The organism is Mycobacterium sp. SMC-14 (assembly GCF_046250075.1).
Taxonomy (GTDB): Bacteria; Actinomycetota; Actinomycetes; order Mycobacteriales; family Mycobacteriaceae; genus Mycobacterium.
The window spans coordinates 227,809-245,838 of the sequence record NZ_CP176429.1; the positions used below are offsets into that span (position 1 = coordinate 227,809).

Annotated in this window: 17 protein-coding genes; 7 read left to right on the forward strand and 10 right to left on the reverse strand. The window is 66.8% G+C overall.

Features of this window, described 5'->3' with window-relative positions; all coding sequences use genetic code 11:
* Positions 1 to 25: 25 nt before the first annotated feature.
* Positions 26 to 199 carry a DUF2613 domain-containing protein gene (locus ACKY0W_RS01080; protein WP_013827163.1) on the reverse strand — a complete coding sequence of 58 codons (174 nt, stop codon included), beginning with the start codon at positions 197 to 199 and terminating at the stop codon, positions 26 to 28.
* Positions 200 to 387: 188 nt separating this feature from the next.
* Between ACKY0W_RS01080 and ACKY0W_RS01085 the strand changes: the two genes are divergently transcribed.
* Complete coding sequence (locus ACKY0W_RS01085) at positions 388 to 1,578, forward strand: glycoside hydrolase family 3 N-terminal domain-containing protein (RefSeq protein WP_409436026.1); 1,191 nt, start codon at positions 388 to 390, stop codon at positions 1,576 to 1,578.
* A 79-nt stretch (positions 1,579 to 1,657) separates the two neighbouring features.
* A complete protein-coding gene (locus tag ACKY0W_RS01090) occupies positions 1,658 to 2,284 on the forward strand; it encodes a TetR/AcrR family transcriptional regulator (RefSeq protein ID WP_409436027.1) in 627 nt (208 codons plus the stop codon).
* A gap of 12 nt (positions 2,285 to 2,296) precedes the next feature.
* On the opposite strand, the gene ACKY0W_RS01095 is transcribed toward ACKY0W_RS01090, so the two are convergent.
* The gene (locus ACKY0W_RS01095) at positions 2,297 to 3,790 is read right to left on the reverse strand and encodes a PE-PPE domain-containing protein (RefSeq protein ID WP_409436028.1); all 1,494 of its coding nucleotides are present in this window, start codon (positions 3,788 to 3,790) and stop codon (positions 2,297 to 2,299) included.
* 137 nt (positions 3,791 to 3,927) lie between these two features.
* Here ACKY0W_RS01095 and ACKY0W_RS01100 point away from each other — a divergent pair, with 137 nt between their 5' ends.
* The gene (locus ACKY0W_RS01100) at positions 3,928 to 4,530 is read left to right on the forward strand and encodes a TetR/AcrR family transcriptional regulator (protein WP_409436029.1); all 603 of its coding nucleotides are present in this window, start codon (positions 3,928 to 3,930) and stop codon (positions 4,528 to 4,530) included.
* Positions 4,531 to 4,538: 8 nt separating this feature from the next.
* On the opposite strand, the gene ACKY0W_RS01105 is transcribed toward ACKY0W_RS01100, so the two are convergent.
* From ACKY0W_RS01105 to ACKY0W_RS01115, 3 genes are all read right to left on the reverse strand, one after another.
* Positions 4,539 to 4,850 (reverse strand): hypothetical protein, encoded by a 312-nt coding sequence (locus ACKY0W_RS01105; protein WP_409436030.1) that lies wholly within the window; start codon positions 4,848 to 4,850, stop codon positions 4,539 to 4,541.
* Positions 4,851 to 5,000: 150 nt separating this feature from the next.
* Positions 5,001 to 5,843, reverse strand: coding sequence for a MaoC/PaaZ C-terminal domain-containing protein (locus tag ACKY0W_RS01110; protein WP_409436031.1), 843 nt, complete (start codon positions 5,841 to 5,843; stop codon positions 5,001 to 5,003).
* A 5-nt stretch (positions 5,844 to 5,848) separates the two neighbouring features.
* Positions 5,849 to 7,213 (reverse strand): 3-oxoacyl-ACP reductase, encoded by a 1,365-nt coding sequence (locus ACKY0W_RS01115; protein ID WP_409436032.1) that lies wholly within the window; start codon positions 7,211 to 7,213, stop codon positions 5,849 to 5,851.
* Positions 7,214 to 7,354: 141 nt separating this feature from the next.
* On the opposite strand from ACKY0W_RS01115, the gene ACKY0W_RS01120 reads away from it, so the two are divergent.
* Positions 7,355 to 8,701, forward strand: coding sequence for an acetyl-CoA C-acetyltransferase (locus ACKY0W_RS01120; RefSeq protein ID WP_409436033.1), 1,347 nt, complete (start codon positions 7,355 to 7,357; stop codon positions 8,699 to 8,701).
* A gap of 139 nt (positions 8,702 to 8,840) precedes the next feature.
* Here the strand turns inward: ACKY0W_RS01120 and ACKY0W_RS01125 are convergent, their stop codons facing one another.
* The 3 genes from ACKY0W_RS01125 to ACKY0W_RS01135 all read right to left on the reverse strand — a co-directional run bounded on the left by ACKY0W_RS01125 (position 8,841) and on the right by ACKY0W_RS01135 (position 12,534).
* Entirely contained in the window at positions 8,841 to 9,569 is a 729-nt protein-coding gene (locus tag ACKY0W_RS01125) for a DJ-1/PfpI family protein (protein WP_409436034.1), read from the reverse strand.
* A gap of 12 nt (positions 9,570 to 9,581) precedes the next feature.
* On the reverse strand, positions 9,582 to 10,550 hold the full coding sequence (locus ACKY0W_RS01130; RefSeq protein ID WP_409436035.1) for a GlxA family transcriptional regulator: 969 nt from the start codon (positions 10,548 to 10,550) through the stop codon (positions 9,582 to 9,584).
* Positions 10,551 to 10,698: 148 nt separating this feature from the next.
* Positions 10,699 to 12,534 (reverse strand): acyl-CoA dehydrogenase, encoded by a 1,836-nt coding sequence (locus ACKY0W_RS01135; RefSeq protein WP_409436036.1) that lies wholly within the window; start codon positions 12,532 to 12,534, stop codon positions 10,699 to 10,701.
* Between the two features lie 279 nt (positions 12,535 to 12,813).
* Between ACKY0W_RS01135 and ACKY0W_RS01140 the strand changes: the two genes are divergently transcribed.
* The 3 genes from ACKY0W_RS01140 to ACKY0W_RS01150 all read left to right on the forward strand — a co-directional run bounded on the left by ACKY0W_RS01140 (position 12,814) and on the right by ACKY0W_RS01150 (position 15,334).
* Positions 12,814 to 13,290, forward strand: coding sequence for a flavin reductase family protein (locus tag ACKY0W_RS01140; protein WP_409437911.1), 477 nt, complete (start codon positions 12,814 to 12,816; stop codon positions 13,288 to 13,290).
* Between the two features lie 64 nt (positions 13,291 to 13,354).
* Positions 13,355 to 14,224 carry an inositol monophosphatase family protein gene (locus ACKY0W_RS01145; protein ID WP_409436037.1) on the forward strand — a complete coding sequence of 290 codons (870 nt, stop codon included), beginning with the start codon at positions 13,355 to 13,357 and terminating at the stop codon, positions 14,222 to 14,224.
* A gap of 240 nt (positions 14,225 to 14,464) precedes the next feature.
* Entirely contained in the window at positions 14,465 to 15,334 is an 870-nt protein-coding gene (locus tag ACKY0W_RS01150) for an aldo/keto reductase (protein ID WP_409436038.1), read from the forward strand.
* 2 nt (positions 15,335 to 15,336) lie between these two features.
* On the opposite strand, the gene ACKY0W_RS01155 is transcribed toward ACKY0W_RS01150, so the two are convergent.
* Together ACKY0W_RS01155 and ACKY0W_RS01160 are read right to left on the reverse strand one after the other, a co-directional pair.
* On the reverse strand, positions 15,337 to 16,092 hold the full coding sequence (locus tag ACKY0W_RS01155; RefSeq protein ID WP_409436039.1) for a succinate dehydrogenase/fumarate reductase iron-sulfur subunit: 756 nt from the start codon (positions 16,090 to 16,092) through the stop codon (positions 15,337 to 15,339).
* Positions 16,092 to 18,011, reverse strand: a complete 1,920-nt coding sequence (locus ACKY0W_RS01160; RefSeq protein WP_409436040.1) for a fumarate reductase/succinate dehydrogenase flavoprotein subunit — start codon at positions 18,009 to 18,011, stop codon at positions 16,092 to 16,094. The genes ACKY0W_RS01155 and ACKY0W_RS01160 overlap by 1 nt, the downstream gene beginning before the upstream one ends.
* Positions 18,012 to 18,030: the final 19 nt, after the last annotated feature.

Consider the following 18,030-nt stretch of genomic DNA (forward strand, 5'->3'; position numbering starts at 1 on the left):
CTCGGGCGCTGCCGGCGTCCGCAGGTCAGCCGCGGTTGCCGTATTCCACCCTGTTCAGCACCGAGGACTGCGGGTCGCCTCCGGCGATCTGCGGCTTGGTGTCTTGTTGCACCATCAGCGTGACCCCGAAGACGGCCGCCGCACCCAGCAACACCCCCACGACGATGCTTATAGCGGCCGGCACCACGAACCGAGGCATGGTCAGGCTCCTTCTGCACTCTCGTGACGTAGATCAGGGGCCGTCAATATCAGCCCCCGCTGGCCCCTGACCGCCAACGTAGCATGTGGGCCTTGTGTACCCGGCGGTTCAGTGAGGCTCGACGTAGGAGAGGCGAGGCTGGGACCGCCGCATGAGCCCGACGGTTCCGGCCGTGACAGCATGGTGCGATGCCTGGATCACTGACTCGACAACTGCCCGGTCTGCTACTCGCCGCCGCGCTGCTGCCAGCCCTCGTGACCTCGTGCTCGCACCGTGACGAGGCGCCCTCGTCTGAGGCGTCCTCGTCGACGCCGTCGGACACCGCGACGGCTGCGCCGCCGGTGGATCCGGTGTGTGAGCAGGTGTCGGCCCTGTCGGTCCGCGACAAGCTGGCACAGCTGGTGATGGTGGGGGTCCGTGATGCGGCCGACGCCCGCGCAGTGGTCACCGACCACCACGTCGGCGGCATCTTCATCGGCAGCTGGACCGAGCTGTCCATGCTCACCGACGGTTCTCTCAAGGAGATCAAGGAAAGCCAGGCGCCCACCGGTCCACTGCCGCTGGCGGTCAGCGTGGACGAGGAGGGCGGCCGGGTGTCTCGGCTGTCGTCGCTGATCGGGAAGTCGCCGTCGGCGAAGGAGCTGGCGCAGACCAGCAGCGCCGCGCAGGTACGTGAGCTGGCCGCCGAACGGGGCCGCAAGATGGCTGAGCTGGGCATCACCGTCGACTTCGCGCCCGTCGTCGACGTGGTGGATTCCGACACCGACGACGACACCGTGATCGGTGACCGTTCGTTCGGCTCGGACCCCGCCAAGGTCACCGAGTACGCCGGCGCGTACGCGCAGGGTCTGCGGGACGCCGGGCTGCTGCCGGTGCTCAAGCACTTCCCCGGCCACGGCCACGGTTCCGGTGACTCCCACACCGCCGGCGCGGTCGTCACGCCGCCCCTGGCACAGCTGCAGGACAACGACCTGGTGCCCTACCGCACGCTGGTCACCCAGGCACCGGTGGCAGTGATGATGGGCCACCTGGAGGTACCCGGACTGACCGAGGATCCCGCCAGCCTGAGCCCGGCCGCGGTCAAGCTGCTGCGCACCGGCACCGACTATCACGGCCCGGCGTTCGACGGTCCGGTGTTCAGCGACGACCTGTCGTCGATGGCGGCCATCACCGAGCACTACGGGGTCGCCGAAGCGGTGCTGCGCAGCCTGCAGGCAGGAGTCGACATCGCACTGTGGGTCACCACCGACGAGGTGCCGGCGGTGCTGGACAGGCTGGAGCAGGCGGTGTCGGCCGGTGAGCTGAAGCAGGAGGCCGTCGAGGCCTCGCTGGCTCGGGTGGCTGCGGTCAAGAAACCCGGTACGCACTGCCACGGTTAATTCCGGCGGCGCGGGCAAGCACACAAGTTACTCTTCGGTAAGATCGTGCCGAGGGGGAGCGCGGAAGGACCTCGAGGCGATGGCAGCTGGTAGCAAACGGTTACCGCGGGCCGTGCGCGAACAGCAGATGCTCGACGCCGCGGTGCAGATGTTCTCGATCAACGGCTACCACGAGACGTCGATGGATTCGATCGCCGCGGCCGCGCAGATCTCCAAGCCGATGCTCTATCTGTATTACGGCTCCAAGGAAGAGTTGTTCGGGGCATGCCTGGACCGCGAACTGCGCCGCTTCGTCGAGTCGGTGCGCACCGAGATCGACTTTCAGCAGCCCCCGAAAGACATGCTGCGCAATACCATTCGGGCATTTTTGCGCTATATCGACGCCAACCGGGCGTCGTGGATCGTGATGTACACCCAGGCCACCAGTTCGCAGGCGTTCGCCCACACCGTGCGTGAAGGCCGCGAGCGAATCATCGAGCTGGTCGGCCGACTGCTGCGGGCCGGCACGCGTAAGCCCGAACCGGGCGTCGACTTCGACTTGATGGCGGTCGCGCTGGTGGGCGCCGGCGAGGCGATCGCCAGCCGGGTCAGCACCGGTGACACCGGCGTCGACGAAGCCGGCGAGCTGATGATCGACCTGTTCTGGCGCGGCCTCAAAGAAGCGCCCGGCGGCCGCGACGGCGCCGACACCGTCGCGGCCGGGTAGCCCGGCGCGGCCTCAGGCCGTGAAGAGGCTCTGGAGGTCGGCGGTGATGTCCCGGATCGCGCCGTTGAGTGCGAGGAATTCGAAACCGGCGCCCAGCGTGCCCAACCCGATGATGCCGGCGATCGGCAGACCGACAGCGTTAAGGATGTCTCCTTCGGCGAGTTCCTGGGCGAACACATCGAACGCGTACGCCGGTGCGGTGGTGAGTAGCGCGTTGAGGATGTCGGCGGTCGGAAGCAGCGCGGCGTACGCCGTCGACGCGATACTGCTGAACGTGTTGACGATTTCGGTCAGGCTGGGCAGCGCGAACGACGTGAGGTCGCCCGCCGAGTCGCCCAGGAAATCGGCTGCACTGGGGAAGGACAGATTCGACAGATCGTCGACGAAGTTGGTCCAGCCCTCCTGCGCCCCGTTGGCTAGAGCCGTCAGAACCTCACCCCAGTTGAGGTCTGTCGGGAACAACTCGAACGTGGAGGCGACATCGGCCGGGCCGGAGGACCAGCCATCGGTGATGCTGCCGTAGCCAAGGTTCACCAGGACGCGCATAGCCGGTTCCAATAGGTCGTAGAGCGGCATGCCGAGGACCGGGATCGACTGCAGGGGCATCAACAGCGGCAATATCTCGCTGGGAATCATGAAGTACTGGGTGTTTCCGTCGTAGCCCTCGCTCATCGGCAATTCGATGGCCGTCCCCAGCTGCTCGGCGGTCAGGTTTGGGTAGATCGTGTGCTCGTAGATGATGCCCAGGACAGCGTTGAGGTCGGCGAGGAAATTGATCGGGTATTTCGGGAAGTCGGCGTAGCCGTCGTATTCCAGGGTGTAGACGCTGGTAGCCCACGGGGCGTCCTCCGGGATTGCGCCGTTGAACGTGATGCCCAGGCTCGGGATGGTCGGGTAGCTGCCGTCGTCTAAGACATTGAAACGTTCGAACAAGCCGCCGTTGGGATTGTTGGGGGCGCCGAGCAGCACGAAGGACAGCTGGTCGGCGGTCGGCTGTTGGTCGGCGGGCAGCGCCAACAGATCGCGCATCACGACGGTGGAAATGGTGCTGCTCTGCGAGTAGCCCAGTATGACGAGCTTGTTCCCCTCCGCGATCTGCTTGTTGATCGTGTCGTGCAGGATGGTGACGCCCTGGGCGAGCGACGGATCCAGTTCCAGGCTCTTGACACCGCTGTTGGGGTAGAGGCCTTCCGGTGTGACCAGGCCGTTCACCGCATCCACCGGATAGCGGGGCTGGCCGTCGAAGAACGGTGTGGTGGGGTCGATGTAGCGGGCAAAGAGCGCGTCCATGTAGCTCTGGGGCGGGATCGGCAGGCCGCTGCCGCCCATGATCCACGCCTCGGTGTCCAACAATTTTACTTGGGCCGCAACCGCTTTCGCCCCGGCTGTTACTGCGGGGTTCAGGGCGGGGATCGCACCCAGGGAGACGGCGGAGGTGATGGCCAGCGGTACGGCGAGCGCGTGGAACGGCCGGCTGGTGTTGTCGAGACGAAACGCGAAGGTCATCGGAGTGTCCTTACAATTGCCTCATGGCAAGGTCTTCAGGCCTGAACAGCGGAAATGACGACCGAGCCCTAATTGACCGTTCATCTGATCAGTCAGATTAGCTGTGACAGAGATGTCAACGCAATAGGGGAATCCCAATGAAAATTGGTACGCGGGCCGAGCAGCGCGCCGCGACGCGTCAGGCACTGGTGGGCGCTGCGGTCGAACTGCTGCGGACCGAAGGGGTTGTCGCGGTGACCACGCGCCGGGTCGCCGGCGCCGCGAACGTCTCGCAAAGCACGGTGATGTATCACTTCCCGACCCGCGATGACCTGGTCACAGCGGCGGTCGCCCAGCTCGCCTTCGAGTTGGCGAATCAGGCCCGCATCCACTTCCAGGAGACGGCCGCGGCCGCCACTCTTGACCTGGAGGGCTACCTCGACCTGATCTGGCGCGAATTCACTACCCCGCACGCACTTTCGGTGGCTCACCTGTGGGCTGCGTGTTGGACGGATTCACAGGTCGCCGAGACGGTGAAGTCGTTGGAGCAGCACATCTATGGCCTGGCGGTGGCGTCCGCCGAAGCGTTACCCGGTGCTGCCCCGGGCTTCTCCGCGCCGGCCTATATGGACACGGTGATGGTGGTGGTCCGCGGCCTGGTGATGTCGATCCCGGTCTGGGGTATCGAGGTGGTCAGTACTCGCTGGGAGGCCAGCAAGGCCAACCTGTTGAGGGCGGCCGGCCTTCCGGTTGCTGACTGACTGCCCGATCAGACGTCGCCGTCGGACAGATGCACGGCGTGGACGCCCGGTGGTGTCGACAGCACATCCAACAGATTTTCCAGGTGCGCCTTGTCGGTGTGCCAGTGCTGCACCGATTCCGGTCTTTCGGCGGCCGCGCCCAGGTCCTGCCGGAGCGGTTCGGGCGCCTCGCGGTCGGTGGTGACGGCGGTGGCCGGGACCTTCGCTGAGCGGGGGACGCGACCGGCCCCGGCGGCGCCGGCCACGCCCCCCGCGGCGGCCTGTCCGACCAGGGATCCGGCTCCGGGTTCGGCCGACGGCGCCCCGCCGCCGGCCGCCATTACCGGCGCGGCAGCAGCGCGAAGTCCATCATCTCCAACAGCCTCCCCAGCTAGTTGACTTAGCAACTAACGTCCGGGATAGCGCTGATAGTTGCTTTGTCAACTAGTTGGGGAGGCCGGGAATTGCCGGGTGTGCGCCCGGCGAATCGCTTACAGCGCCCGTACCGACCCGGTCAGATAGGGGTAGCCCTTGGCAACGTTGCGCAGTGCCAGGTCCCAGCCGCCCTCGACCTTGTCGATATAGAGGCCGGGGCTGGCCGGCAGCAACATCGGCTTGCCGAACCGCACCGTGTAGTCCACTGCGTCCGGAAGCGTGCCTTCGACGTTGGCCAGCACCGTTGCCGCGGAGAACATCCCGTGCGCTATCGCGGTAGGGAAGCCGAACAGCTTGGCGCCGATCGAGCTGGTGTGGATCGGGTTGTGATCGCCGCCGGCCGACGCGTAGCGCCGAATCCGTCCCGGGGTGACCCGCAGCACGGCACTGGGCGGGCCCAGTTTGGGTTGCTTGGCCGGCGGCGGCTTCGGCTCGTCGGACAGGCTGGTGCGCTGCTGATGAAGGAAGGTCGTCACCTGATGCCAGGCAGGGTCATTGCCCACGTTGATGTCGGTGACGATGTCGACCAGCAGGCCCTTGCGGTGCTCCCGCAGGTTCTCGGCCCGCACCGTCACTCCGACGGTGTCGGTGACGGCGATCGGCCGGTGGCGGACGATTCGGTTCTCGGTGTGCACCGAGCCCATAGCGGCGAACGGGAAGTCGAACCCGGTCGCCAGCTCCATCACCGTCGGGAACGTCAGCGCGAAGGGATAGGTCAGCGGGACCTGGTCGGCGAAACGCAGCCCGGTGACGGCGGCGTATGCCGCGACGTGGCCGGGGTCGATGGTCAGCTCGTCGACCCGCAGCGTCCGGTTCGGCAGGGATTGTGTGCGCGGAACGAAGGGCAGCGCCCCGGCGACCGCGCGCACCATGTTCCTCATGCCACTGGGTTGGGACATGGGTCTCACGCCCCCAACATGGCTTGGCCGCAGACCCGAATGGTGTTGCCGGTCACCGCATTCGACGCCGGGCTGGCGAAGTAGCCGATCAACTCGGCGACATCGACGGGCTGACCACCCTGGAACAGCGAGTTGAGCCGACGGCCGACCTCGCGGGTGGCAAGCGGGATCGCCGCCGTCATCTCGGTTTCGATGAATCCGGGGGCGACGGCATTGATCGTGATGCCCTTCTTGGCGAGCGTCGGAGCCAGTGCTTCGGTCAGGCCGATCATGCCGGCCTTGGTGGCCGCGTAGTTGGTCTGGCCGCGGTTGCCCGCGATGCCGGCCATCGACGACAGGCCGATCACCCGGCCGCCCTCGCCGATGCTGCCATTGGCGACCAGCCCTTCGGTAAGACGCTGCGGCGCAAGCAGGTTGACCGCCAGAACCGCGTTCCATCGAGCGTCGTCCATGTTGGCCAGCAACTTGTCGCGGGTGATGCCGGCGTTGTTGACCAGCACATCGGCCTTGCCCCCATGGTGCTCAGCCAGGTGCGCTGCGATCTGGTCCACCGCGTCGTCGGCAGTGACGTCCAGTGCCAGCGCGGTCCCGCCCACGCGGGAGGCCGTCTTCTCCAGTGCCTCGGCGGCTTGCGGCACGTCGATCGCCACCACCTTGGCACCGTCGCGGGCGAACACCTCGGCGATGGTGGCGCCGATGCCGCGCGCCGCACCGGTGATGATCGCGACCTTGCCCTCCAGCGGACGGTCCCAGTCGGCGGGCGCGGTCGCGTCGTCGGCGCCCACGTAGAACACCTGGCCGTCGACGTAGGCCGAGCGGGCCGAGAGGATGAATCGCAACGTCGATTCCAGGCCGGTGGCCCCGGGCTTGGCGTCCGGCGACAGGTACACCAGCTGCACGGTGGCGCCGCGCTGCAGCTCCTTGCCTAGGGAGCGGGTGAAGCCCTCCAGGGCGCGTTGGGCGATCTGCTCGTCGGCGCTGCCAGTCGCGGAGGGGGTGGTACCGACGACCACCAGGCGGCCACAGCGGCCCACGTTGCGCAGCAGCGGGGTGAAGAACTCATGCAGCTCGGTCAGCCCGGCGGGCGAGGTGATGCCGGTGGCGTCGAAGACCAGTCCGCCGAACGAGTCGGCCCAACGGCCGCCCAGGTTGTCGCCGACCAGCTCGTAGTCGTCGGCGAGTGCGGCCCGCAGCGGCTCGGCCATCCGGCCCGACCCGCCGATCAGCAGGGGTCCGGCCAGCGCCGGCTCGCCGACCCGGTAGCGGCGCAGGGTCTCGGCCTGCGGAACGCCCAGCTGCTTGGACAGGAACGATCCGGGTGCGGAGTTGAGGAGCTGGGACAACAGGTCCGAGGAGAGCTTGGGAGCCACTGAGCTGCCTTCCATGTGGGGACGTGCCTGGTGCGGGCTACGGTGTCGACAACGAACTTACTCCAGAGTAAGAATACTGGGTAGTATCAGCCCGACCGTCCCCGGCAATGCGGGGGGACCCACCATCAGAGACGAGAGATCGTGGCATCTACATCTGCTACTAAACCGGCCGAGGCAACCGCCGGCACACGACGCCGTGTCGCCGTCCTCGGGGGCAACCGCATTCCGTTCGCGCGCTCCGACGGCGCCTACGCGAATGCGTCCAACCAGGACATGTTCACCGCGGCCCTGGGCGGCCTCGTCGACCGATTCGGCCTGGCCGGCGAGAAGCTGGACGCGGTGATCGGTGGGGCGGTGCTCAAGCACAGCCGCGACTTCAACCTGATCCGCGAATCGGTGCTGGGATCGGCGCTGTCGCCCTACACGCAGGCATTCGACCTGCAGCAGGCCTGCGGCACCGGGTTGCAGGCGGCGATCTGCGCTGCCGACGGGATCGCCGCCGGCCGCTACGAGGTGGCTGCCGCCGGCGGGGTGGACACCACCTCGGATGCGCCCCTGGCAGTCGGCAACGAACTGCGCCGCACCCTGCTCGCGTTGCGCCGGTCGAAGTCGAACCTGCAGCGCCTCAAGCTGGCCGGCAAGCTGCCCGCCGCACTGGGGGTGGAAATCCCGGCCAACAAAGAGACCCGCACCGGCCTGTCGATGGGCGAGCACCAGGCCATCACCACCAAGCAGATGGGGATCAAGCGGGTCGATCAGGACGAACTGGCCGCAGCCAGCCACCGCAACATGGCCGCCGCTTACGACCGCGGCTTCTTCGACGACCTTGTCACGCCGTTTCAGGGGCTCTACCGCGACGACAATCTGCGGCCGCAGTCCAGCCCGGAGAAGCTGGCCACGCTCAAGCCGGTGTTCGGCGCGAAGGCCGGTGACGCCACCATGACCGCGGGCAACTCCACCCCGCTGACCGATGGCGCGTCGGTGGCGCTGCTGGCCAGCGAGGAGTGGGCCGCGGCGCACAAGCTGACCCCGCTGGCGTACTTCGTCGACGCCGAGACGGCCGCGGTGGACTACGTCAACGGCGCCGACGGGCTGCTGATGGCCCCGACCTACGCGGTGCCGCGGCTGCTGGCCCGCAACGGGCTGACCCTGCAGGACTTCGACTTCTACGAGATCCACGAGGCGTTCGCCTCGACGGTCCTGTGCCATCTGGCGGCGTGGGAGTCCGAGGAGTACTGCAAGGAGCGACTGGGGCTGGACTCCGCGTTGGGTGCCATCGACCGGTCCAAGCTCAACGTCAACGGCTCTTCGCTGGCTTCGGGGCACCCGTTCGCGGCCACCGGCGGCCGGATCGTGGCGCAGGCGGCCAAGCAGATCGCCGAGGCCAAAGCGGCCAAAAAGGGTGCTGCAAAGAACAAGCCGGTGCGCGCGCTGATCTCGATCTGCGCCGCTGGAGGCCAGGGCGTGGCCGCCATCCTCGAGGGGTAGCCGAGGGCAGCGGCCTAGGAGTCGACGTTTGACGGCCGCCGTCGCCGGGTAGTCGAGACAACGGTTCGCTTCGCGTGGCCGCTCGCCCCCGGTGGCACCGCGAAGCAACCTGCCCGGTCCGCCGCTGAACTGAGGGGATTCAGCGGCGGACCGTTTGGGTCCGCCGGTTGCGAACCGCGCCGATCGCCTGATCCCACAGCAGCAGCGCGCTGGCCTTCAGCTGGGCCGGCTTCGCCAGCTCCCTGGCCATCAGCGCGGTGGCCGCCGCCTTGGTCTGCACCGATGCCTTCGAGGTGTGGCCGGAGTCGAATGGCGGCTGCGGGTCGTACTCCACCGACAACTGGATCGCCTTGGCGCGGCCCTCGCCGCCGATCTGGCCGGCCAGCCACAAGCCCAGGTCGATACCGGCTGACACCCCCGCACCGGTGACGATGTCCCCCTCGTGCACGATGCGCTCGTCGCCGACGGCGGTGGCGCCGAACGTCTTCAGCGCGGGCAGCGCCATCCAGTGCGAGGTGGCGCGCTTGCCGGTGAGCAGCCCGGCGGCGCCCAGAATGACCGAGCCCGAGCACACCGATGTCGTCCACGTCGCGGTCTGGTGGGCGGCACGGACCCAGTCCAGCAGCTTCTCGTCGCGGGCGTGCTCCATGGTCGTCATCCCGCCGGGGATCAGAATCACGTCGGGGGAGGGCGTCTCGTCGAACGAGTGGGTTGCGCCGACCACCAGTACACCGGAGTCGGCGGTGATCGGCCCCGGCTCGTGCCACACGAAGCGCACCTGGGCATCCGGAAGCCAGCGCAACACCTCGTAGGGGCCGATGAAGTCCAGCGAGGTGAAACCGGGGTAGAGCACGACTGCGATCTGCATCGATATTTCCTTTCAGGCGAAGGTCTTGCGGTAGTGATCGGGTGAGATGCCGAGCCGGCGGATGAAGGTGCGCCGCAGGGTTTCCGCGGTGCCGAATCCGCAGCGCCCGGCGATCGCGACGACGGTGTCGTCGGTCTCCTCGAGTTGGCGGCGTGCGGCCTCGGTGCGCACGCGCTCCACGTAGGCGCCCGGTGCCATGCCCACCTCGTCGGTGAAGACCCGGGTGAAGTGCCGGGGACTCATCGAGGCTCGGGACGCCAGCTCGGTAATCCGATGTGGGCCACCGGGTTCGGATTCGATCAGCTCCTGCACATCACGGATGGGCGCGCGCCTGGATCGTGGCAGCCAAGCGGGGACCGCGAATTGGGACTGGCCGCCGGGGCGCCGCAGATACAGCACCAGCCAGCGGGCCGCGGTCTGCGCTACCTCGGTTCCATAGTCTTCTTCCACCAACGCCAGGGCCAGGTCGATACCGGCGGTGACTCCGGCGGCGGTCCACAGCGCCGCCGAACTGCGCACGAAGATGGGCTCCGGGTCGACGGTGACGCTCGGGAACTCGCGGGCCAGCGCGTCGGCAAATGCCCAATGCGTGGTGGCCCGGCACCCGTCGAGCAGGCCCGCCTGTGCGGCCAGAAACGCGCCGGTGCACACGCTGACCACCCGTCGGGTGTGGGCCGAGGTGCGGCGAACCCATTCGACGGTTTCGGGGTCGGCCTGCGCCGCGTGGACGCCGACGCCACCGGGCAGCACCAGGGTGTCGACGGGTTCGCTCGGCGCGGGCAGGGGACTGGGCGTGAGCGCCAGCCCGCTGCTGGTGGCGATCGATGCGCCGTCGACGCTCGCCACCGTGACCTGGTAGCCGGCGTCCTCGCGGCCCTGACCAAGCAGAACGAGCGTCGCGGTGGCGAACACCTCCGCCGGCCCGAAGACATCCAGTGCCTGGATGCCGGGATAGCCGAGAATGACGACCTTCCGAGTCATGCCATCAGTGTCGACTGTCCGGTCCCGTGGCGTCTACGACATATATCCCACCAATCAGGACAAGCCCGCGTCGTCCGGACCAAGCCCCGACAATGCAGCAGGCCCCCAAGGGGTCTCCCCGGGGGCCTGCGCGGTCTGTGCTCAGCGCTTAGAACGCTGCTTCGTCGAGTTCCATGATCTCGTTGTCGATGGCCTCGATCACCGAGCGAGTGCTGGTCAGCAACGGCAGGAAGTTCTTGGTGAAGAACGATGCCACCGCGATCTTGCCCTCGTAGAAGGACCGGTCGGCACCCTCGGCACCGGCGTCGAGCTTCGCCACCGCCACCGCGGCCTGGCGGGCCAGCAGCCAGCCGATCATCAGGTCGCCGACGCTCATCAGGAAGCGCACCGAACCCAAGCCGACCTTGTAGATGCTGGAGATGTCCTCCTGCGCGGCCATCAGGTAGCCGGTCAGCGTGGCCGCCATGCCCTGCACATCGGCCAGCGCGGTGGCCAGCAGCTCCCGCTCGGCCTTGAGCCGCCCGTTGCCGGTCTCGTTCTTGATGAACGCCTCGATCTCGCCCGCGACGTGGCCCAGCGCGGCGCCCTTGTCGCGGATGATCTTGCGGAAGAAGAAGTCCTGCGCCTGAATTGCCGTGGTGCCCTCGTAGAGCGAGTCGATCTTGGCGTCACGGATGTACTGCTCGATCGGGTAGTCCTGCAGGAAGCCCGAGCCACCCAGGGTCTGCAGGCTCTCGGTGAGCTTGGCGTAGGCCTGCTCGGAGCCGACGCCCTTGACGATCGGCAGCATCAGGTCGTTGATCTTGACCGCCAGATCGGCGTCGACGCCGTGCAGTGCCTTGGCGACCGCTTCGTCCTGGAAAGTGGCGGTGAACATGTACAGCGCGCGCAGACCCTCGGCGTAGGCCTTCTGGGTCATCAGCGACCGGCGGACGTCCGGGTGGTGGGTGATGGTCACCCGCGGTGCGGCCTTGTCGGTCATCTGGGTCAGGTCAGCGCCCTGCACCCGCTCCTTGGCGTACTCGAGCGCGTTGAGGTAACCGGTGGACAGCGTGGCGATGGCCTTGGTGCCCACCATCATCCGGGCCTGCTCGATGACGTCGAACATCTGCGCGATGCCGTTGTGCACCTCGCCGACCAGCCAGCCCTTGGCCGGTACACCGTGCTGACCGAAGGTCAGCTCACAGGTGGCCGAGACCTTCAGGCCCATCTTGTGCTCGACGTTGGTCACGAAGGCACCGTTGCGCTCGCCGAGCTCACCGGTTTCGAAGTCGAAGAGGAACTTCGGCACGAAGAACAGCGACAGACCCTTGGTGCCGGGCTTGGCGCCCTCCGGGCGGGCCAGCACCAGGTGGAAGATGTTCTCGAACAGGTCGTCGGAGTCAGCCGAGGTGATGAACCGCTTGACACCGTCGATGTGCCACGAGCCGTCCTCCTGCTGGACGGCCTTGGTGCGGCCGGCGCCCACGTCCGAGCCGGCGTCCGGCTCGGTCAGCACCATGGTCGAACCCCAGCCGCGCTCGGCGGCCAGGATGGCCCACTTCTTCTGCTCTTCGGTGGCGATGTTGTAGAAGATGTTGGCGAAGCCGGCGCCGCCGCCGTACATCCACACCGCCGGGTTGGCGCCCAGGATGTGCTCCTGCAGGGCCCACATCAGGACCTTGGGCATCGGGATGCCGCCGAGCTCCTCGATGACCCCGACCCGGTCCCAGCCGCCTTCCAGGTGGGCGCGCACCGACTTCTTGAAGGACTCGGGCAGTGTCACCGAGTGGGTGGCCGGGTCGAACACCGGCGGGTTGCGGTCGCCGTCGACGAAGGACTCGGCGATCGGGCCCTCGGCCAGGCGGACCATCTCGCCGAGCATCTCTTGAGCGGTGTCGATGTCCAGGTCGGCGTAGTCGCCTTCGCCGAAGACCTGGTCCAAGCCCAGCACCTCGAACAGGTTGAACACCTGGTCACGGACATTGCTCTTGTAGTGGCTCACTACTTCCTCCTCATGGAATGCCACCTGATGGTTGGGTACTCAGGCTTAAGTTACCCACCAGTAACGTAACCTGAAATATACTCGCCAGTAGCCATAGTGCAAGCTGATGTGAGCTACGTCCTTTAATCGGGTAACCAACCGGTTGGTCCCTATCCGGGAAAGTGGCCGTCAGCTGGCCGATCTGCCGAGGCCACGGGGCGGCGAGTAGGGTTCTGGGCGACCAGATCAGACGAGGCGAATGGGTCCCCGGTGAATCCCCACGTGAGTTCCGCGAGCAACCTGACCCCACTGACCCCGTCGTCGCTACGGGAAGCCTTCGGGCATTTCCCGTCCGGTGTGGTGGCGGTGGCCGCCGAGATCGACGGCGTGCGGGTCGGCTTGGCGGCGAGCACGTTTGTGCCGGTTTCGCTGGAACCTCCGTTGGTGTCGTTCTGTGTGCAGAACACCTCGTCGACCTGGCCGAAGCTCAAGGACTCGCCCCGGTTGGGCATCAGCGTGCTCGGTGAGGCGCACGACGTGGCGGCGCGCACCCTGGCCGCCAAGACCGGTGACCGGTTCGCCGGGCTGGAGACGGTGACCAACGACGGCGCGGTGTTCATCAAGGGAACCGGGGTGTGGCTGGGCAGCTCGATCGAACAGCTGGTTCCTGCCGGGGACCACACCATCGTGGTGCTGCGGGTCTGTGAATTGACCGTCGATCCAGAGATTGCTCCGATCGTGTTCCACCGCAGCGGTTTTCGGCGTCTCGGCGGCTGATACCCGAGCCGCTGCGGGCCTGCCGGGGGTGCGATAGCCACCGCGGATGTGTTGCTATGGGCAGATGGCGCCCCTGCGTAGCGACCCCGTGCAGTTGAGGACCACCGCCGAGACGCTGGTGGCCGAAGCCGCCGCCTTCGTCCGGCGCCGACGCGCCGAGGTGTTCGGCGCGGAGGGGATCGAGACATCCTCCGCCCTGGTTCAGACGAAAAGCAGCCCGACCGATCCGGTGACCGTGGTGGACACCGAGACCGAGAACTTCATCCGGGATCGACTGGCCCGGCTGCGGCCCGGTGATGCGGTGCTGGGTGAGGAAGGCGGAGGTTCCGGCAGCGGCTCCGGCCGTGAACCGGGTGTCGTCACCTGGGTGGTCGACCCGATAGACGGCACCGTCAACTTCATGTACGGCGTCCCGGCTTACGCGGTGTCGGTGGCAGCGCAGATCGGCGGGGTGTCGGTGGCCGGCGCGGTCGCCGACGTGGTTGGGGGCCGGATCTATTCTGCCGGTGCCGGATTGGGTGCACGGGTCACCGATGGCCAGGTCACCGCTGGGCTGCGCTGCACCGATGTCAGCGAGCTGTCGCTGGCGCTGCTGGGCACCGGCTTCGGGTATTCGCCCCGGCGCAGGGCCGCCCAGGCGCAGTTGCTTGCCCGGCTGTTGCCGGCGGTACGCGATGTACGTCGGATCGGATCGGCCGCGCTCGACCTGTGCATGGTGGCTGCCGGGAGGCTGGACGCGTACTACGAGCACGGGATCAAGCCGTGGGACTACGCCGCCGGAGCGCTGATCGCGGTCGAGGCCGGTGCCCGGGTGGTGCTGCCCGGCCCGGAAATCGACAGCGGTGACGTGTGCGTCGCCGCCGCGCCGGGCATTGCCGACGCCTTGATCGCAATGCTGCAGCGTGAAGGTGGCTGGGCTGCTATTGCCCAATAGCCCGATCGTGCGAGAAACATTGTGAGCGGGTTCACTTCGGGGCCGGTTTATTGCCTATCACTTGTTGACCGCCGTTCGGCCGTGTCGGTAGAACGGGACATGCGGAAGCGCTGAGGCTTCGGTGGCCGCATCGACGCGGCAATAGCCGGATTGGTAAAAACTGGCTAGTAGCAGCGGGTTTCCCGGCTGATCGGCACGTAACTGGTGATAGCAACGTAACGGAATGCGTAGGTCGAAGAGATGACGGTTTCTTTCGAGTTGGAATCCCTTGCGGATACTTCGAAGTCGATTCCCCAAGTGTCCCTCAATGACGAGGTGGCCATGCCCGTGCTGGGGCTGGGGGTCGCCAAATTGTCCGACGAGCAGACGCAGGCATCGGTGCTGGCGGCCCTGGAAAGCGGCTGCCGGCTCATCGACACCGCCGCGTCCTACGGCAACGAAGCCGTTGTGGGACGGGCGATCGAGGCGTCAGGCGTTCCGCGTTCCGAGTTGTTCGTCAGCACCAAGTTGGGTACGTCCAATCAGGGGTACTCCGCTGCCAAGCAGGCCTGCCAACGCAGCCTGGAGCAGCTTGGTCTGGACTACATCGACATGTATCTCATCCACTGGCCGGCCCCGCAGCTGGGCAAATACGTGGAGAGCTTCGAAGCGGTGATCGAGGCGCGCGACGCAGGCCTGGTGCAGTCGGTCGGGGTATGCAACTTCACCGAGGAACACCTGACCGAGGTGATCGACGAGACCGGCGTGACCCCGGCGATCAACCAGATCGAACTGCATCCGAGGCTCAGCCAAGCAAAACTGCGCGACGCCAACGCAAACCGCGACATCGTCACCCAGTCTTACAGCCCGCTGGGGGTGGGTCGGCTGCTCGATGACCCCGCGGTCACGGCGTTGGCCACCACCCACGGGCGAACACCGGCACAGATCCTGATCCGGTGGAATCTACAGAGCGGCAACGCGGTGATCTCACGGTCTGGGAATCCAGAGCGGGTTGCGGCGAATCTGGACGTGTTCGCGTTCGAGCTGTCGGAGTCCGACATGGCCACCCTGGACGGCCTGCACGACGGCACCCGGGTGTTACACGACCCGATGACGTTTCTGGGAACCTAGTCTCAGTCGGCCTTGCGGCGGAAGATCTTTCGCCCGAGCCAGACGACGGGGTCGTAGCGGTTCCCGGCCACTCGTTCCTTCATGGGGATGATGGCGTTGTCGGTGATCGTGATGTGCTCCGGGCAGACTTCGGTGCAGCACTTGGTGATGTTGCACAGCCCCAGACCGGCGTCGTCCTGGGCGAAGTCACGCCGGTCGGCGGCGTCCAGCGGGTGCATGTCCAACTCCGCGAGCCGGATGAACATCCGCGGCCCGGAGAATTGTGGCTTGTTCTCCTCATGGTCCCGGATGACGTGGCAGACGTTTTGGCACAGAAAGCATTCGATGCATTTGCGGAACTCCTGCGAGCGCTCCACATCAACTTGCTGCATTCGGTATTCGCCGGGTTTGAGATCCGCCGGGGGCTTGAATGCCGGCATCTCGCGGGCCTTCTCGTAATTGAACGAGACGTCGGTGACCAGGTCGCGCACCACCGGGAAGGTCCGCACCGGTGTCACCGTGATGGTCTCATCCGGGTCGAACGTCGACATCCGCGTCATGCACATCAGCCGCGGGAATCCGTTGATCTCCGCCGAACACGATCCGCACTTGCCGGCCTTGCAGTTCCAGCGCACCGCCAGGTCCGGGGTCTGGGTCGCCTGCAGGCGGTGGATGACGTCGAGCACCACCTCGCCCTCGTTGACCTCGACCTCGAAGTCCTGTAGTCCACCGCCGTCGACGTCACCGCGCCAGACTCGCAGGTGGGCGTTGTGTGTCATTACGCTCTCCGTCCCGGATGTTGCGCCAGCTCTTGGTCGGTGTAGTACTTCTCCAGTTCGGAGATCTCGAACAGCTCCAGCAAGTCCTCGCGCATCCCGGTCTGAGGCTCCGGGGTGATCGTGATGTCGGGAACCGCGCTGTGGTCGGCGACGCGGCAGACCAGCAGCGTCTTGCGCCAGTTGGAGTCCATCCCGGGGTGATCGTCGCGGGTGTGCCCACCGCGACTCTCGGTGCGCTGCAGCGCGGCTTTGGCCACGCATTCGCTGACCAGCAGCATGTTGCGCAAGTCGACGGCCAGGTGCCATCCCGGGTTGTAGTGCCGTCCGCCCTCGACGGTGACGGCCGCGAACCGGGCCTTGAACTCCTCGAGGCGGACCAGGGCCTGCTCCAGCTCGCCGGCATTGCGGATGATGCCGACCAGATCGTTCATCGACTGTTGCAGCTCGGAGTGCAGGGTGTACGGGTTCTCCGGCGCTCCGCCGCCGGCTGGACCGTTGAACGGCGCCAGTGCCAGCGCCGCGGCGGCCTCCAGCGCCGCAGGTGTCACCGCCGGCCGAGTGGCCAAGCCCTGGACATATTGCGCGGCACCTAAACCGGCGCGGCGGCCGAACACCAACAGGTCCGACAAGGAGTTGCCGCCGAGCCGGTTGGAGCCGTGCATCCCGCCGGAGCACTCACCGGCGGCGAACAGCCCGGGCACTACCGCGGCGCCGGTGTCGGGGTCGACTTCGATGCCACCCATCACGTAGTGGCAGGTGGGGCCGACTTCCATTGCGTCCTTGGTGATGTCGACCTCAGCGAGCTGCATGAACTGGTGGTACATCGAGGGCAGCCGGCGCTTGATCTCCTCCGGCGTGAGCCGGGAGGCGATGTCGAGGAACACCCCGCCGTGCGGCGACCCGCGTCCGGCCTTGACCTCGGAGTTGATGGCGCGGGCCACCTCGTCACGGGGCAGCAGGTCGGGGGTGCGGCGGGCCGAGTCGTTGTCCTTGAGCCACTGATCGGCCTCTTGCTCGGTCTCGGCGTACTGGCCTTTGAACACCGGCGGGATGTAGTCGAACATGAAGCGCGTTCCGTCGGAGTTCTTGAGCACTCCGCCGTCGCCGCGCACGCCCTCGGTGACCAGAATTCCCTTCACGCTGGGCGGCCACACCATCCCGGTCGGGTGGAACTGGACGAACTCCATGTTGATCAGCGTCGCGCCTGCTCGCAGCGCCAGTGCATGTCCGTCGCCGGTGTACTCCCACGAGTTCGAGGTCACCTTGAACGACTTACCGATGCCGCCGGTGGCCAGCACTATCGCCGGCGCTTCGAACAGTACGAAGTTGCCGCCTTCACGCCAGTAGCCGAATGCACCCGAAATGGCGCCGGTGGATTCGTCTTTGAGCAGTTCGGTGATCGTGCACTCGTGGAAGATCTTGATCCGGGCCTCGTAGTCGCCGAACTGGGCGAAGTCGTCCTGTTGCAGCGAAACCACTTTCTGCTGCATGGTGCGGATCAGCTCGAGGCCGGTGCGGTCTCCGACGTGGGCCAGCCGCGGGTAGGTATGCCCACCGAAGTTGCGCTGGTTGATCTTTCCGTCGGGGGTGCGGTCGAACAGTGCACCGTAGGTCTCCAGCTCCCAGACCCGCTCCGGTGCCTCACGGGCGTGTAGTTCGGCCATCCGCCAGTTATTGAGGAACTTCCCGCCGCGCATGGTGTCGCGGAAGTGCACCTGCCAGTTGTCCTTGGAGTTGACGTTGCCCATCGACGCCGCGCAACCGCCCTCGGCCATCACGGTGTGCGCCTTGCCGAACAGCGACTTGCACACCACCGCAACGCTCAGGCCCTGTTCACGGGCTTCGATCACCGCGCGCAGGCCAGCGCCGCCGGCACCGATCACGACCACGTCGTAGGAGTGCCGCTGCACTTCAACCATGAATTCTCGCTTACCCTTC

Bases quoted from the DNA above. Each gene is read 5' to 3' on its own strand.
- ACKY0W_RS01085 (WP_409436026.1), top strand. From the start codon at position 388: ATGCCTGGATCACTGACTCGACAACTGCCCGGTCTGCTACTCGCCGCC.
- ACKY0W_RS01095 (WP_409436028.1), bottom strand. From the start codon at position 3,790: ATGACCTTCGCGTTTCGTCTCGACAACACCAGCCGGCCGTTCCACGCG.
- ACKY0W_RS01090 (WP_409436027.1), top strand. From the start codon at position 1,658: ATGGCAGCTGGTAGCAAACGGTTACCGCGGGCCGTGCGCGAACAGCAG.
- ACKY0W_RS01145 (WP_409436037.1), top strand. From the start codon at position 13,355: ATGGCGCCCCTGCGTAGCGACCCCGTGCAGTTGAGGACCACCGCCGAG.
- ACKY0W_RS01110 (WP_409436031.1), bottom strand. From the start codon at position 5,843: ATGTCCCAACCCAGTGGCATGAGGAACATGGTGCGCGCGGTCGCCGGG.
- ACKY0W_RS01100 (WP_409436029.1), top strand. From the start codon at position 3,928: ATGAAAATTGGTACGCGGGCCGAGCAGCGCGCCGCGACGCGTCAGGCA.
- ACKY0W_RS01155 (WP_409436039.1), bottom strand. From the start codon at position 16,092: ATGACACACAACGCCCACCTGCGAGTCTGGCGCGGTGACGTCGACGGC.
- ACKY0W_RS01150 (WP_409436038.1), top strand. From the start codon at position 14,465: ATGACGGTTTCTTTCGAGTTGGAATCCCTTGCGGATACTTCGAAGTCG.
- ACKY0W_RS01130 (WP_409436035.1), bottom strand. From the start codon at position 10,550: ATGACTCGGAAGGTCGTCATTCTCGGCTATCCCGGCATCCAGGCACTG.
- ACKY0W_RS01105 (WP_409436030.1), bottom strand. From the start codon at position 4,850: ATGGCGGCCGGCGGCGGGGCGCCGTCGGCCGAACCCGGAGCCGGATCC.
- ACKY0W_RS01160 (WP_409436040.1), bottom strand. From the start codon at position 18,011: ATGGTTGAAGTGCAGCGGCACTCCTACGACGTGGTCGTGATCGGTGCC.
- ACKY0W_RS01125 (WP_409436034.1), bottom strand. From the start codon at position 9,569: ATGCAGATCGCAGTCGTGCTCTACCCCGGTTTCACCTCGCTGGACTTC.
- ACKY0W_RS01080 (WP_013827163.1), bottom strand. From the start codon at position 199: ATGCCTCGGTTCGTGGTGCCGGCCGCTATAAGCATCGTCGTGGGGGTG.